This is a genomic window from Acidovorax sp., assembly GCF_046339755.1.
Lineage (GTDB): Bacteria > Pseudomonadota > Gammaproteobacteria > Burkholderiales > Burkholderiaceae_C > Acidovorax.
Genome location: NZ_JBKDTZ010000126.1, coordinates 24,667 through 37,261 on the forward strand (window position 1 = coordinate 24,667; position 12,595 = coordinate 37,261).

Below are 12,595 nucleotides of genomic sequence, written 5' to 3' on the forward strand. Positions count from 1 at the left end.
CCCCCTCAGGAAGCTGGCGTCTCAAACGCGGGCGGCGCATCGTGCCGCTCGTAGCGCACTTCCAGCACCTCCAGCGAGCGCACACCACCCGGCGTGGGCAGCGGCACCTCGTCGCCCACCCGGCTCTTGAGCAGCGCGCGCGCCACGGGCGAGACCCAGCTCACCTGGCCTCGGCCGCTGTCGGCCTCGTCGATGCCCATGATGGTGATGGTGCTGGTCACATCTTCTTCGTCCACATAGGTCACGGTGGCGCCGAAGAACACCTGGTCACGGCCGGCATGGACCAGCGGGTCCACCACCTCGGCCACTTCCAGCCGCTTGGTGAGGAAGCGGATGCGCCGGTCGATCTCGCGCAGGCGCTTCTTGCCGTAGAGGTAGTCGCCGTTCTCCGATCGGTCGCCGTTGCTTGCCGCCCAGTGCACCACCTCGACGATCTTCGGGCGCTCGTTGTCGATCAGGTCCAGCAGTTCGCCGCGCAGCCGGGCATAGCCCGCAGGCGTCATGTAATTGCGCGACCCGGCAGGGATGGGAGGCAGCGCCGGCCCTTCGTTGTCATCGGCCTGCGCGTCGGATTCCTTGGTGAAAGCCTTGCTCATGGCGGCATGTTACCCGCGCAACGGCCCGGCCTGCCGGGTATCCACGACCTCCACCTTCGGCTTCAGCTGTTCGCGGGGCAGGCGGATGCCTTGTTGCCGAACTCCACGAAGTTCTCGTTCATGAGGCGCGTCTTGGCATTGGTGTAGGCGTTCAGGGCCTCCTTGCTCATGTCGGCGCGGATGAACGCCACGATGCCTTCGAGCTGTGCGTCCATGCCCGCCACGAAATACCCCCGGCTTCTTTCCAGGCACCTGGGCAGCGCCAGGGCCTGCACTTCCTGGCGCAAGGCCTGCATGGTGAGCACGGGCGTGGACAGCCCGACGCGCGGCGTGGTCCGGACCACCTGCATGGCCTCCATCCACTGCTTGTGCGCCTTGTCCAGGCGTTCGTTGGCCGCCACGATGGCCTGGGCCGCCTCGGCCTTGCGCTGCGCCTTCTGGTAGCCGCCCCAGGCAACGGCGGCCACCAGCAACACGGCCAGGCCACCCATGAAGGCCAGCGTGGACATGCCCCTTGATCCTTGTTCCTTGCCCATTCCCATCCCTCTCGTTGGCGGCAGCTCGAAGCGGCTGCGCACCTTGCTGGAGCAGCAGCATAAGGCAGCCAGGGCGGTCCGGGTGCGCCACACGCATCCCCCAAAGAGGTCATGTGCCCCATGCCCAAACACGAATACAAGACCCTCGACATCGAATGGAAGCAAGGTTTTCTGGCGGGCATGAAGGCCGCGCCCCTGCCCGACTTCCATGCCATCCTCAACCGCGAAGGGCAGGAGGGGTCGCGCCTGGTCCAGATACTGTCGCCCGATCTGCAGATGCCGGCCAAAAAGGTGCAGACCATGGTGGCCGTCCTCGTGCCGCCCGCTTGCCGTCTGACACTCCCGCTGGCTGGCTGGCGCTCACAACCGGGGCGGCTTGCCCACCGGGTCCCCGGCTTCGTTCTCCACTTCGCCCGCATAGGGCCCGGTGCCATCAGGGGACGGTACCGCCGCAGGTGATGGCTGCGATGGCGCGCTACCAGGCGGCAGATCACCGGGTGGCCGGGGCAGGTGCTCCGGTACCTTGTGCAGTGGGTGGTCCTTGGGATCAATGGCCATGGTGGAAAGCTCCTGTGGCAAAGGTGTCCTCGGGCACGGCGCCGAATGCGCCCGCTGCGGGCAGGGGCCAGGCAGCATCCTCCACAAAGGCCGTCGCCCGCCACATCAGCCCGAGCGCGCGGCACTGCAGGTCAAGCTCCTCGGTGGCGATCGTGTGCTCCTGCAGATCGCAGCGGAGCATGGCCACCAGCCGCTCGCGGCCGCGCAGCAGCACTTGGTAGCCACGGCCTTCCCGGTCGGTCCAGTTGAACAGCACGGCTTCCGCGTCGACCACCACCGGAGTGGACGCCAGGTGCTCCGTGGCAGGGTCGCGCTGAAATTGGCAGGTGAGGACGTGGGTGGCCATGGGTGAGAGAAGGCAGTGGGTGATTCCGAGAGATCACCCACAGCGTGCGCCGGCCGCGGCCATGGGGGTGTAGGAATACGGCGCAAGGTGCGCTTGGCGCACGGCGCGAGAACACGCGGCACAAAGGGAAAAGCCCTGATACCTTGCGATATCAGGGCTTACCTGTTGGTGCGGCTGGCAGGAATCGAACCCACGACCCCTTGGTTCGTAGCCAAGTACTCTATCCAGCTGAGCTACAGCCGCTAAGCTTCGAATTATAGCATGGATTTTTCAACATTTCAAAAAATCACTGCTTGCTGTGTTTGCCTCCAGTGTAAAACTCCAAGGGCAATCACAGAACTCGTCTGCTGCACGTATTGTAATGCACGCGGAAGGTGCCTCCGGGCAAAACACCAAATTTATTGGTCAGAAGCCCTGGTCGGCAGACTGCCGCTGCGAAGGGATCCCATGGAAAAAGGCCCCGAAGGGCCTTTTGTACAACAAGAGGACGCGTTGTGCGCCAACCCGGTTACTGGGGCCAGATCTTGCCCTTGCTCACAAAGGTACCGTTGCTGGTCTTGTAGCCGAAGTAGATCTCAATGTTGAAGGCGCGCAGGTCCGTGTCCGCCAGGTCCAGCGTGGGCGTGAACTTCAGGCTGGCGGCATTGGTCCCCAGGCTGGTGTAGGCCACGGTTTCTGGGAAAGGCAGCACCAGTTGGGCCCAGGAATCGGCCTTGCGGAAGAACCAGACGTCCGTCGTATAGAACAGGCCATTGGCGGGGATGCGGGCTGCCACCCAGGTGCTGATCCGCGGGTTGGCAGCGACATCTGCGGCCGCCTGCGTCATCGTGATGTCCAGCTTGAGGGGCTGGCCGGCGGCGGAGACCACCGAGGTGGTGATCGTCGTGCCCGCGGGCGGTGGGTTGGTGGTGCCACCGCCGCCAGGGCTGGCAGCATCCACGGGGTCCGGGAAGGGGCTGGTAGTCCAGCTGATGGCGTTGTAGCCGGCCGCGTACTTGGGCATGTCCACGTCAATGGCGCCCTGGTAGTCGAACAGCGCTGCGCCGCTCAGCTGGCGCACGTAGAGCCACTTGCCCTGGTCGGTGCTGCCGCGGTTGGCGTCGAGCTGGCCGCCCACGAAGCGCAGGGTGCCGCCACCGTCGTGCACGACGAAGTGGTCGACGTCTTCCTTGATCAGGCGCGAGAACGAGGTGTCGATGCGCTCACCGGTCTGCGCATTCTGGTACTCGGCACCGCTCAGGGCAGCGACGCGGGTGGGCTCCTTGCCGTAGCGCAGCACAAAGGCCGATTGGGTACCCTGGGGTGCGTAGCCCGAGAACAGGAACGAACGCGTGCCTGCGGGGATGAAGATCTTGAATTCCTGGTTCTGCATCTGGAAGCCTGTGAATTCAGGCAGGGAGAGAGAACCGCCACCGGGGAACGCACAGCCGCCGGTGCCAAAGCCGATCGCACAGCCTGTCACACCCGTCGGAGCGTACTGCTCCTTGAAGCCGACCTTGGTGTCAAAGGAGTAGACAAAGGTGCCAGGCGCCGGAGGCAGCGCGATCTTGTGCGCCGTCTGGTGCATCGAAACGAAGTTTGCAGCCTGGGCAACCGTGGCCAACGCCGATAAGAACAAAACAATTAGATACCGCATCGAATGGACTCCAAAAATAAAAATAGCCAGGCAAGCGCCCATGGCCTCTTCACCAAAAGGCCACTACTTGCGCAAGAAATCAGCGCTTGCCAAGGCCGTTCGGCCTATCGCTCTGACATACCCCTGCACACCGACGCACCATCCCCAGGCCCCGAGGGTAGGACAGCAGCGTGACATGGCGTGCGTTTGCATCGTAACGGTAACGTTGCAATGTGGCAGTGATGCGGCGCACAAGTTACGCTCGGCTACCAAATAGCGAGACTCACGCCCGACCAGGGGGCCAGGCATCCGAGGGGGTGCAAAATGGCCAGAACAACGGAGAAATCGACCATGGGGAAGATCATCGGAGCCCTGTTGCTGGCCATGGCGTCCAGCGCCATGGCAGGGCCATTCGGGTTCACGCAGGGGGAGAAACTGGGCGACTTGCAGAAACGCCTGCCGCTCAAACGCGAGAGCCCGACCACCTTCAGCACCGCCCGAGCACCGTCAGGGCACCCGGACCTGGAGGAATACCGCCTGCTCATCACACCAGGAACGGGCCTGTGCAAGATCACCGGCTGGACCACCGACAAGCAGACCAATTCGCAGGGCGTTCAGGTCCAGGACGAGTTCGACCAATGGTTCCAGGCCCTGAGCGAAAAGTACGGGCCAGGCAAAAAGTACGATTTCCTGGAGCAAGGAAGTATCTGGAACGACCCGCAGGACTGGCTTACCGCACTCGCCAAGGAGGAGCGGACACTGGCCGCCTTCTGGACTTCACTGCCCTCCAATGCGGACAACATTTCCGCCATCCGCCTGAAGGCCCATGGCCTGGTGAACGGCAAATTCATGATCAGCATAGGCTATGAGTACAGCAACCACGACCAATGCCTGCGCGAAGCCAAGGCCAAAAAGAACAGCAACCTGTGAGGCTGGAGGGTGGGACCGCCGAGCCGCGTTCCGCAGAGCAGATCGCTCCGAAAAATAGCAAAAGAACTCGGCGGAATATGGTAGGGCGTGAGGGACTTGAACCCGCGACCAAAGGATTATGAGTCCTCTGCTCTAACCAACTGAGCTAACGCCCCGTGTACCTGACCAAAGATGGGGCACACGGTATTGTAGGGGTATCCAGCGGCTCAGCGGCGGTGGCTGAGCGCGTTGGAGACCAGCTTGGAGGTGATGTCCACGATCTGGATCATGCGGTCATAGGGCATGCGGGTGGGGCCGATCACGCCCAGGGTGCCCACCACCTTGCCGTCCACCTCGTAGGGCGCGCTGACCACGGACAGCTCTTCGAACGGCACCACCTGGCTTTCGCCACCGATGTAAATGCGCACGCCCTCGGCCTGGTTGGAGAAATCGAGCAGGCGCAGGATCTGTGTCTTCTGCTCGAACAGATCGAACGCCCGGCGCAAATTGCCCATGTCGCTGGAAAAGTCGCTCACGGCCAGCAGGTTGCGCTCGCCGGAGATGACCACCTCGTCCTGGGCCTCGCCCTCGGAGCCCACGTTCACGGCGGCCTGCATGAGCGAGCCGATCTCGCCGCGCAGCGCGTCCACCTCGGACTTGAGGCGCTCGCGCACCTGCTCCATGGCCAGGCCTGCGTAGTTGGCGTTGAGGAAATTGGCGGCCTCGACCAGTTGCGACTGGGAGTGGTCGATGTCGGTGAAGATCACCCGGTTCTGCACGTCGCCCTCGGGCGAGACGATGATCACCAGGAAGCGCCGCTCCGACAGCCTGAGGAATTCGATGTGCCGGAACACCGAAGTGCGCCGTGGCGCCATGACAACACCCACGAACTGCGAGAGGTTGGACAGCAGGTTGGCCGCATTGGCGATGACCTTCTGCGGCTGCTCTGGCGCCAGCGGGGGTGAAATCAAGGGGTCACGCTGCACGGTCAGCATGGTGTCCACGAAAAGCCGGTAGCCCTTGGCCGTGGGAATGCGCCCGGCAGAGGTGTGCGGGCTGGCGATCAGGCCCAGGTCCTCCAGATCGGCCATCACGTTGCGGATGGTGGCCGGCGACAGGTCCATGCCCGAGGCGCGCGACAGCGTGCGCGAGCCAATGGGCTGGCCATCGGCTATGTAACGCTCCACGAGCGCCTTGAGCAGCAACTTGGCACGGTCATCCATCATGGACCTGATTTTAATGAGGGAAGCAGCCCGATCTCTGTCGGGTTTCGCCTATCGTTGTGCGCACAAGCATCCCACGGGATGCACTAGCATCGGGCAATGGGCACCCGCGCGGCCACCGTTCACCAGGTACAAGGCCCCGCCGGATCCCCGTGTTCCAACAACAATGATGTAATTTCGCGATGACGTCCAATTTCCGCCATGTCGCGCTGATCGGCAAATACCAGCATGCCTCGGCCACGGGCTCGACCATGACCGAGGCCTCGCGCCAGGCCCTGCAGGACATCGCCCAGTTCCTGCAGAGCCAGGGCTGCTCTGTGGTGCTGGAGTCCGAGACCGCAGCCAACAGCGGCCTGGGCGACTACCCGGCCATGGACGTGGACACCATCGGCGCGCGCTGCGACCTGGGTCTGGTGGTCGGCGGCGACGGCACCATGCTGGGCATAGGCCGGCAACTGGCGCGCCACAGGACCCCGTTGATCGGCATCAACCAGGGGCGGCTGGGCTTCATCACCGACATCCCCTTCGGCACCTACCAGACCACCCTGCCCCCCATGCTGCAAGGGGAGTACGAGGAGGACCTGCGCCCGCTGATGCATGCCCGCGTGGTGCGCGATGGCCAGGTGGTCTTCGAGGCCCTGGCCATGAACGACGTGGTGGTGAACCGGGGCGCCACCTCGGGCATGGTGGAGCTGCGCGTGGAGGTGGGCGGCCGCTTCGTGGCCAATCAGCGGGCGGACGGCCTGATCATCGCCTCTCCGACAGGCTCCACGGCGTATGCGCTGTCGGCCGGCGGCCCCATGCTGCACCCCTCGATTCCCGGCTGGGTGCTGGTGCCGATTGCGCCGCACACCCTGTCCAACCGCCCCATCGTGCTCTCGGACGCGACCGAGATCGCGGTCGAGGTGGTCAGCGGCCGCGACGTGAGTGCCAACTTCGACATGCAGTCGCTGGCCTCGCTGCTGCACGGCGACCGCATCCTGGTGCAGCGCTCCGAGCACTGCGTGCGCTTTCTGCACCCGCTGGGCTGGAACTACTTCGCCACCCTGCGCAAGAAGCTGCGCTGGAACGAAGGGGGCTCCTGACCATGGCCCTGAGGCGCATCACGCTGCGTGATTTCGTCATCGTCGAGGCGCTGGAGCTGGAGCTTCAAGGCGGATTCACCGTGCTCACCGGCGAGACCGGCGCTGGCAAATCCATCCTGATCGACGCCGTTCAACTGGTGCTCGGCGCCCGCGCCGATGCCGCCCTGGTGCGCGAGGGATGCGCCCGCACCGATGTGTGCGCGGAATTCGACGCCCCGGCCCATATCCGCCCCTGGCTCGAAGAGGCCGGGCTCGAGGGCGAGGACTTGCTGTTGCTGCGCCGCACGGTGGACACCCAGGGCAAGAGCCGCGGCTGGATCAACGGCACGCCCGCCACGGCCACACAGCTGCGCGCGCTGGGCGAGCTGCTGCTCGACATCCACGGCCAGCACGCCTGGCAGAGCCTGACCCGGCCCGAATCGGTGCGCGGCCTGCTCGACGCCTACGCCGGCACCAGCGACCGCCCCACAGTGGAACGCTGGAACCAGTGGCGGCAGGACCAGAAGGCCCTGGCCCAGGCGCGCGCCGCGCAGGCCACCCTGCAGCAGGAGCGCGAGCGCCTGCAGTGGCAGATCGCCGAAGTGGACAAGCTGGCCCCGGGCGATGACGAATGGCCCGAGCTCGACGCCCAGCACAAACGCCTGTCCAACGCCTCGGCGCTGATGGACGCGGCCAACGCCGCCATTGCAGCCCTCACGGGCGGCGACGCAGAAGGCGGGGGCGGAGCGCTCGACGGCCTGTCGCGTGCGCAAGACCTGTTGCAGGGCCATGAGCACCTGGAAGCCGAGTTCGCCAGCGCCGCCGACATCCTCAACTCCGCCGTGGCCCAGGCCGGGGATGTGGTGCATTCGCTGCACGCCTACCTGCGCCACAACGACCTGGACCCCGAGCGCCTGGCCGCCGTGGATGCGCGCCTGTCGCTGTGGATGACGCTGGCGCGGCGCTACAAGCGCAGTCCGGTGGAGCTGCCCGCCTTGCTGCACGGCTGGAAGGCCGAGCTGCAGCGGCTCGACGCTGCGGCCGACCTGGGGGCCCTGGAAAAGGCCGAGGCCGCCAGTGCCCGGGCCTACCAGGCAGCGGCGCGCGCCCTGTCGCTGGCGCGGGCCAAGGGGGCGCCCCGGCTGTCGGCCGCCATCACCCAGGCCATGCAGGGCCTGGGCATGGCTGGCGGCCAGTTCGCGGTGGCCCTGGACAAGCTGGCCGAGCCCGCCGCCCACGGCACGGACGACGTCGCCTTTCTCGTGGCCGGCCACCCGGGCACGAGCCCCCGGCCCATCGGCAAGGTGGCCTCGGGCGGCGAGCTGTCGCGCATTTCGCTGGCCATCGCCGTCACCACCAGCGCTCTGGGCGAGGCGCCCACCCTGATCTTCGACGAGGTGGACTCGGGCGTGGGCGGGGCCGTGGCCGACACCGTGGGACGGCTCATGCAGCAGCTCGGGCGCGACCGCCAGGTGCTCACCGTCACCCATTTGCCCAAGGTGGCCGCGCGCGCCGACCACCACCTGGTGGTCTCCAAGCGCAGCAGCGCCCGTGGCACGGCCAGCCAGGTAGTGGCCGTGCAGGGCGAGGACCGCATTGCCGAGATGGCGCGCATGCTGGGCGGCGATGCCTCCAGCAAGGCGACCGTGGCCCACGCGCGCGAGATGCTGACCATCGCGCCGCCCGCCGCCCCCGCTCGCCGATCCAAGAAGAGGAAGCAGACCGATGGCGCTTGAGATCGTGCTGATCACCGGCATGTCCGGTTCGGGCAAGTCGGTGGCCCTGCATGCCCTGGAGGATGCGGGCTACTACTGCGTGGACAACCTGCCGCCCGAGCTGCTGCCGGCCTTCGTGGCGCTGGAGCACCGCCACCATGGCAACCGCGTGGCCATCGCCATGGACGTGCGCAGCGCCACCTCGCTGCCGCTGGTGCCGCTGGAACTCGACCGGCTGCGCAAACAGGGCGTGGTGGTGCACTCGCTGTTCCTGGACGCGACCATCGACACCCTGGTGCGGCGCTTTTCCGAAACGCGCCGGCGCCACCCGCTGTCGCATGACGAGCTGACCCCCGATGCGCTCAAGCAGGGCCGGCGCGCGCTGGTGCAGATCATCGAGCTGGAGCGGGAACTGCTGGCCGAATTGCGCGAGGAGGCGCACGTCATCGACACCAGCGCCATCCGTGCCTCGCAATTGCAAAGTTACGTAAAGACCTTGATGGCGACCGCGCCCGGGCAGCTGACCCTGGTGTTCCAGTCCTTCGCCTTCAAGCGCGGCCTGCCCGTGGATTCGGATTACGTGTTCGACGTGCGCATGCTGCCCAATCCGCACTACGAACCCGAGCTGCGCGAGAAAACCGGACTGGAGGCCCCCGTGGCCGATTTCCTGCGTGCGCAACCCGATGTGGCGCTGATGCAAAGCCACATCGAAGGCTTTCTGGCGCACTGGCTGGAGATGCTGGACCGCAACCACCGCAGCTACGTGACGGTGGCCATTGGCTGCACAGGTGGCCAGCACCGCTCGGTGTACCTGGTGGAGCGGCTGGCCGAGGCCTTTGGCCGGCGCTGGGCCACGCTGCGACGCCACCGCGAGCTGGACGGGCGCTGACCCGGCGCCTTACAACAGGCCGCCGAACAGATTTCCCAGCAGCTTGCGGATGGGCGCAGGCAGCCCCATGGCTTCCCACTCGCTGGCGCCGTACCAGCCGCCCTCCCCGGTCGCTTCGCGGTCCATGGGCACGCTGAGCACCACGGGGTGCAGGTGCAAATCCCGATGGGTCAGCACATGCAGGAAGGCGCCCAGTGCCTCGGTCTGCCCCGGGGCCACCGGAGCGGGCAGGTGCGCCAGATGGTCGTGCAGGTGCGCCTCGTCGGCGAACACCGGCAGGCAGAACAGTCCGGCCCAGATGCCCGAATCGGGCCGGCGCTCCAGCCAGACACGGCCTTGCGCGTCGCGCATCACCAGCAGCCACCACGATTCAGCCCGGCGCTTGAGCTTGCGCGTGCGCACCGGGTAGCGCTCGGCATCGCCCGCCTGGCCGGCCACGCAGATGTCCACCAGCGGGCAGGGCGGGCAATCGGGCGCGCGCGGGCTGCACAGCGAAGCGCCCAGGTCCATCAAGCCCTGGGTGTAGCGCGGCATCGCGTTGGCGAGGTCGTCCGTGGGCAGCAGCGCCTCGGCTTCATCCCACAGCAGGCGCTCGTTCTTCGCCACCGCCAGGTCGGCATCGAAACCCAGCACCCGCGTGAGGACGCGGCGCACGTTGGCGTCGAGGATGGGCGTGCGTTCGGCAAAGCAGAAGGATGCGATGGCGCCGGCCGTGGACCGGCCTATGCCCGGCAGGGTGGCCAGCACCTCGGCCGTGCGCGGAAAAGCACCGCCATGCAGGGCCACCACGGCCTGGGCGCAGGCGTGCAGGTTGCGCGCCCGGCTGTAGTAGCCCAGGCCGCTCCACAGGCCCATGACCTCATCCTGCGGTGCGCGGGCCAGGGCCTGCACGTCGGGGAATCGCTCCAGGAAGCGCGCGTAGTAGCCCAGCACCGTGCTCACCTGGGTCTGCTGCAGCATGATCTCGGACAGCCAGACCCGGTACGGGTCGCGCGTGTTCTGCCAGGGCAGGTGGTTGCGCCCGGCCGTCGCCTGCCAGCGCACCACGCGCCGGGCGACCTCCCCAGCCGCCACACTCATGGAAGCGGCAAGGCCACGTCCACGGCGGACTCTTCGATCACGGCCGGATCGGCGTCGAGCGGCGCGATCAGCTGCGAAGTCAGCTCCTGCAGGCGGTGCTCAAGCTGGATCAGCTCGCCCTCGCCCTCCTCGATCTCCGCGATGCGCTCCACCAGCCCGCTGGCGGCCTGCTGGATGCGGTCCACCGCCTCCATGCGGCGGGCAAAGCTGCGGCGGCGCTCGCGCAGCTGCGCGTCGAGCTGTGCGGTGGCGGACTTGCTCCACAGCTCCAGGTCATTGGCAGCGGATTCATACACCGTGCGCAGGCGCATGGCCAGGGCGCGCACCAGGCGTTCGGAAAACTCGGGCTGGGCCAGCTTGAGCGAATTGCCCAGGCCCAGGTACTGCAGGTGGCTCTGCTCGATCTGCGACAGGTCGTGCCCGAAGTGCTCGAGCTGCGGCGGCGGCGGCACCTGCAGCGAGAAGCCGAACTCGGCATTGAGCTGGCGGAAGGTGCCGCCCAGCATGGCCTGGATCTCGGTGCCCGAGGCCTGGGCCTTGTCCAGCGTACCGCGCAGCTTGTCGAAGGTCTGCATGTAGATCTTCTTGACGCCGAGCTTGAGGCCCTTTTGCTGCAGCAGCTGGGCCAGCTCGGCCAGTTCCACCTTAAGCGCCTTGGAGCCCAGTTGCTGGAACACGTCGCGCAGGAGCTTGAGGTGCACGGCACGCACCGCCTGGATCTTGGAGGCGGAGAGGTCGAACTCGTGCTGCTCCTGCTCGATGCGCTGGCGCATGGACTCGATGACCGAAGCGTTCTTGCCGCGCAGGCTGCGCAGCTCGGCCATCTGGTCGTCCAGGTCGCGCCGGCGGATGTTGATGACGCGCCCGGTCTCGGCGCGCAGGCCCGCGACGCCCGTGGCCACGGCCGCGCGCAGGATGGCCTGGCGCTGTCCCATGATGCCCTTGGCCAGCGCCTCTTCGAGCACCGGCAGACCGCTGGTCTCCAGCAGCAGGTCGTCGGCCGATATCTTGGCCACCAGGCCCTTCTGGGCGGACACGGGCACCACCTTGTCGTGGGCCACGCCCAGCATGTCGGCCGCGGTGGAGACCTGGCGCTCCATCTGCGCCTGGATCTGCTCGGCGGAATTGAGCGAATCCCACAGGGTGTCGATCTTGTTGAGCACGACCAGCCGGCCGTCCAGGCTCTCGGCCGAGGTGGCCAGGTGCTCGCGCCAGATGGACAGGTCCGAACGCGTCACCCCGGTATCAGCGCTCAGGATGAACACCACGGCATGGGCCTGGGGAATCAGGTTCACCGTGAGCTCGGGCTCTGCGCCCACGGCGTTCAGGCCCGGGGTATCCAGAATCACCAGCCCCTGCTTGAGCAGGGGATGCGGGATGTTGATGATGGCGTGGCGCCACATCGGCACCTCGATCAGGCAGTTGGCGTCGGGAATCGGGTTCTCGTCCACCAGGTCGTCATGCCAGAAACCCAGCGCCCGGGCGTTGTCCAGGCTCACGCGGCGCACTTCGGCCACCTTCTCCAAGGCCTTGGCGATCTGGTCGGGATCATTCACGTCCAGCGGGATCTCCTGCCAGCGCTCGGGCCTCAGGCGCCACTCGGCCAGGCCGTGCATCTGCAGGCGCGTCTCGATGGGCAACAGGCGCAGGCTGGGTGCGAAGTCGGCGTCGTAGCCCAGTTCGGTAGGGCACATCGTGGTACGCCCCGCGCTGGCGGGCATGATGCGCCGGCCATAGTCGGCAAAGAAGATCGCGTTGATCAGCTCGGATTTGCCGCGTGAGAACTCGGCAACGAACGCGACCATCACCTTGTCGGTGCGGACCTGGCTTTCCAGGCGCTGCAGGCGCTCCTGGACGGATGCGTCCATCAACTCGTGCGAAGCCATCCACTCGGCCAGCTGCTTGAGCTGCTGGGCGAACGCACGCCGCCACGCGCCATGCTGGTCAAACTGCTCGTTGAATGAAGGTCCCACTTTGCTCCCGGTGTTCGATAACGACTGTTTCTGAACTGAACAAAATATAGCATCGACTGTCCGCCAGCCATAGCTGTGGATGGTGCTTAGG

Annotated in this window: 12 protein-coding genes and 2 tRNA genes; 5 read left to right on the top strand and 9 right to left on the bottom strand. The window is 66.4% G+C overall.

Features of this window, described 5'->3' with window-relative positions:
- Positions 1 to 5 precede the first annotated feature (5 nt).
- The gene (gene greB, locus ACK59X_RS09615) at positions 6 to 596 is read right to left on the bottom strand and encodes a transcription elongation factor GreB (RefSeq protein WP_409956841.1); all 591 of its coding nucleotides are present in this window, start codon (positions 594 to 596) and stop codon (positions 6 to 8) included.
- A 62-nt stretch (positions 597 to 658) separates the two neighbouring features.
- On the bottom strand, positions 659 to 1,105 hold the full coding sequence (locus ACK59X_RS09620) for a hypothetical protein (protein ID WP_409956843.1): 447 nt from the start codon (positions 1,103 to 1,105) through the stop codon (positions 659 to 661).
- A 147-nt stretch (positions 1,106 to 1,252) separates the two neighbouring features.
- Between ACK59X_RS09620 and ACK59X_RS09625 the strand changes: the two genes are divergently transcribed.
- Positions 1,253 to 1,591, top strand: coding sequence for a DUF4177 domain-containing protein (locus ACK59X_RS09625; protein WP_409956845.1), 339 nt, complete (start codon positions 1,253 to 1,255; stop codon positions 1,589 to 1,591).
- Between the two features lie 88 nt (positions 1,592 to 1,679).
- On the opposite strand, the gene ACK59X_RS09630 is transcribed toward ACK59X_RS09625, so the two are convergent.
- The 3 genes from ACK59X_RS09630 to ACK59X_RS09640 all read right to left on the bottom strand — a co-directional run bounded on the left by ACK59X_RS09630 (position 1,680) and on the right by ACK59X_RS09640 (position 3,603).
- Positions 1,680 to 2,036 carry a hypothetical protein gene (locus ACK59X_RS09630; RefSeq protein WP_409956847.1) on the bottom strand — a complete coding sequence of 119 codons (357 nt, stop codon included), beginning with the start codon at positions 2,034 to 2,036 and terminating at the stop codon, positions 1,680 to 1,682.
- A gap of 166 nt (positions 2,037 to 2,202) precedes the next feature.
- Positions 2,203 to 2,279, bottom strand: a tRNA-Arg gene (locus ACK59X_RS09635).
- A gap of 265 nt (positions 2,280 to 2,544) precedes the next feature.
- Positions 2,545 to 3,603, bottom strand: coding sequence for a hypothetical protein (locus tag ACK59X_RS09640; RefSeq protein WP_409956849.1), 1,059 nt, complete (start codon positions 3,601 to 3,603; stop codon positions 2,545 to 2,547).
- Positions 3,604 to 4,002: 399 nt separating this feature from the next.
- On the opposite strand from ACK59X_RS09640, the gene ACK59X_RS09645 reads away from it, so the two are divergent.
- Complete coding sequence (locus ACK59X_RS09645; protein ID WP_409956851.1) at positions 4,003 to 4,581, top strand: hypothetical protein; 579 nt, start codon at positions 4,003 to 4,005, stop codon at positions 4,579 to 4,581.
- A gap of 78 nt (positions 4,582 to 4,659) precedes the next feature.
- On the opposite strand, the gene ACK59X_RS09650 is transcribed toward ACK59X_RS09645, so the two are convergent.
- Both ACK59X_RS09650 and hrcA read right to left on the bottom strand, forming a co-directional pair.
- A tRNA-Ile gene (locus tag ACK59X_RS09650) sits at positions 4,660 to 4,736 on the bottom strand.
- Between the two features lie 51 nt (positions 4,737 to 4,787).
- Positions 4,788 to 5,786, bottom strand: coding sequence for a heat-inducible transcriptional repressor HrcA (gene hrcA, locus ACK59X_RS09655; protein WP_409956853.1), 999 nt, complete (start codon positions 5,784 to 5,786; stop codon positions 4,788 to 4,790).
- 179 nt (positions 5,787 to 5,965) lie between these two features.
- On the opposite strand from hrcA, the gene ACK59X_RS09660 reads away from it, so the two are divergent.
- From ACK59X_RS09660 to rapZ, 3 genes are read left to right on the top strand one after another with little or no spacing between them, the layout of a single operon-like run.
- Positions 5,966 to 6,868 (top strand): NAD kinase, encoded by a 903-nt coding sequence (locus ACK59X_RS09660; protein ID WP_409956855.1) that lies wholly within the window; start codon positions 5,966 to 5,968, stop codon positions 6,866 to 6,868.
- A 2-nt stretch (positions 6,869 to 6,870) separates the two neighbouring features.
- Positions 6,871 to 8,583: a DNA repair protein RecN gene (gene recN, locus ACK59X_RS09665; RefSeq protein WP_409956857.1), complete on the top strand. Its 1,713-nt coding sequence runs from the start codon at positions 6,871 to 6,873 to the stop codon at positions 8,581 to 8,583.
- Positions 8,573 to 9,451, top strand: a complete 879-nt coding sequence (rapZ, locus tag ACK59X_RS09670; protein ID WP_409956858.1) for an RNase adapter RapZ — start codon at positions 8,573 to 8,575, stop codon at positions 9,449 to 9,451. The genes recN and rapZ overlap by 11 nt, the downstream gene beginning before the upstream one ends.
- A gap of 9 nt (positions 9,452 to 9,460) precedes the next feature.
- Here the strand turns inward: rapZ and mutY are convergent, their stop codons facing one another.
- Both mutY and ACK59X_RS09680 read right to left on the bottom strand, forming a co-directional pair.
- Positions 9,461 to 10,531 carry an A/G-specific adenine glycosylase gene (gene mutY, locus ACK59X_RS09675; protein WP_409956860.1) on the bottom strand — a complete coding sequence of 357 codons (1,071 nt, stop codon included), beginning with the start codon at positions 10,529 to 10,531 and terminating at the stop codon, positions 9,461 to 9,463.
- A complete protein-coding gene (locus ACK59X_RS09680; protein ID WP_409956862.1) occupies positions 10,528 to 12,504 on the bottom strand; it encodes a dynamin family protein in 1,977 nt (658 codons plus the stop codon). The genes mutY and ACK59X_RS09680 overlap by 4 nt, the downstream gene beginning before the upstream one ends.
- Positions 12,505 to 12,595: the final 91 nt, after the last annotated feature.

What these genes read in the sequence shown, in the direction of transcription:
- mutY (WP_409956860.1), bottom strand. Translation starts at nt 10,531, where the DNA reads ATGAGTGTGGCGGCTGGGGAGGTCGCCCGGCGCGTGGTGCGCTGGCAG.
- ACK59X_RS09640 (WP_409956849.1), bottom strand. Translation starts at nt 3,603, where the DNA reads ATGCACCAGACGGCGCACAAGATCGCGCTGCCTCCGGCGCCTGGCACC.
- greB (WP_409956841.1), bottom strand. Translation starts at nt 596, where the DNA reads ATGAGCAAGGCTTTCACCAAGGAATCCGACGCGCAGGCCGATGACAAC.
- ACK59X_RS09625 (WP_409956845.1), top strand. Translation starts at nt 1,253, where the DNA reads ATGCCCAAACACGAATACAAGACCCTCGACATCGAATGGAAGCAAGGT.
- rapZ (WP_409956858.1), top strand. Translation starts at nt 8,573, where the DNA reads ATGGCGCTTGAGATCGTGCTGATCACCGGCATGTCCGGTTCGGGCAAG.
- ACK59X_RS09620 (WP_409956843.1), bottom strand. Translation starts at nt 1,105, where the DNA reads ATGTCCACGCTGGCCTTCATGGGTGGCCTGGCCGTGTTGCTGGTGGCC.
- ACK59X_RS09630 (WP_409956847.1), bottom strand. Translation starts at nt 2,036, where the DNA reads ATGGCCACCCACGTCCTCACCTGCCAATTTCAGCGCGACCCTGCCACG.
- hrcA (WP_409956853.1), bottom strand. Translation starts at nt 5,786, where the DNA reads ATGATGGATGACCGTGCCAAGTTGCTGCTCAAGGCGCTCGTGGAGCGT.
- recN (WP_409956857.1), top strand. Translation starts at nt 6,871, where the DNA reads ATGGCCCTGAGGCGCATCACGCTGCGTGATTTCGTCATCGTCGAGGCG.
- ACK59X_RS09645 (WP_409956851.1), top strand. Translation starts at nt 4,003, where the DNA reads ATGGGGAAGATCATCGGAGCCCTGTTGCTGGCCATGGCGTCCAGCGCC.
- ACK59X_RS09660 (WP_409956855.1), top strand. Translation starts at nt 5,966, where the DNA reads ATGACGTCCAATTTCCGCCATGTCGCGCTGATCGGCAAATACCAGCAT.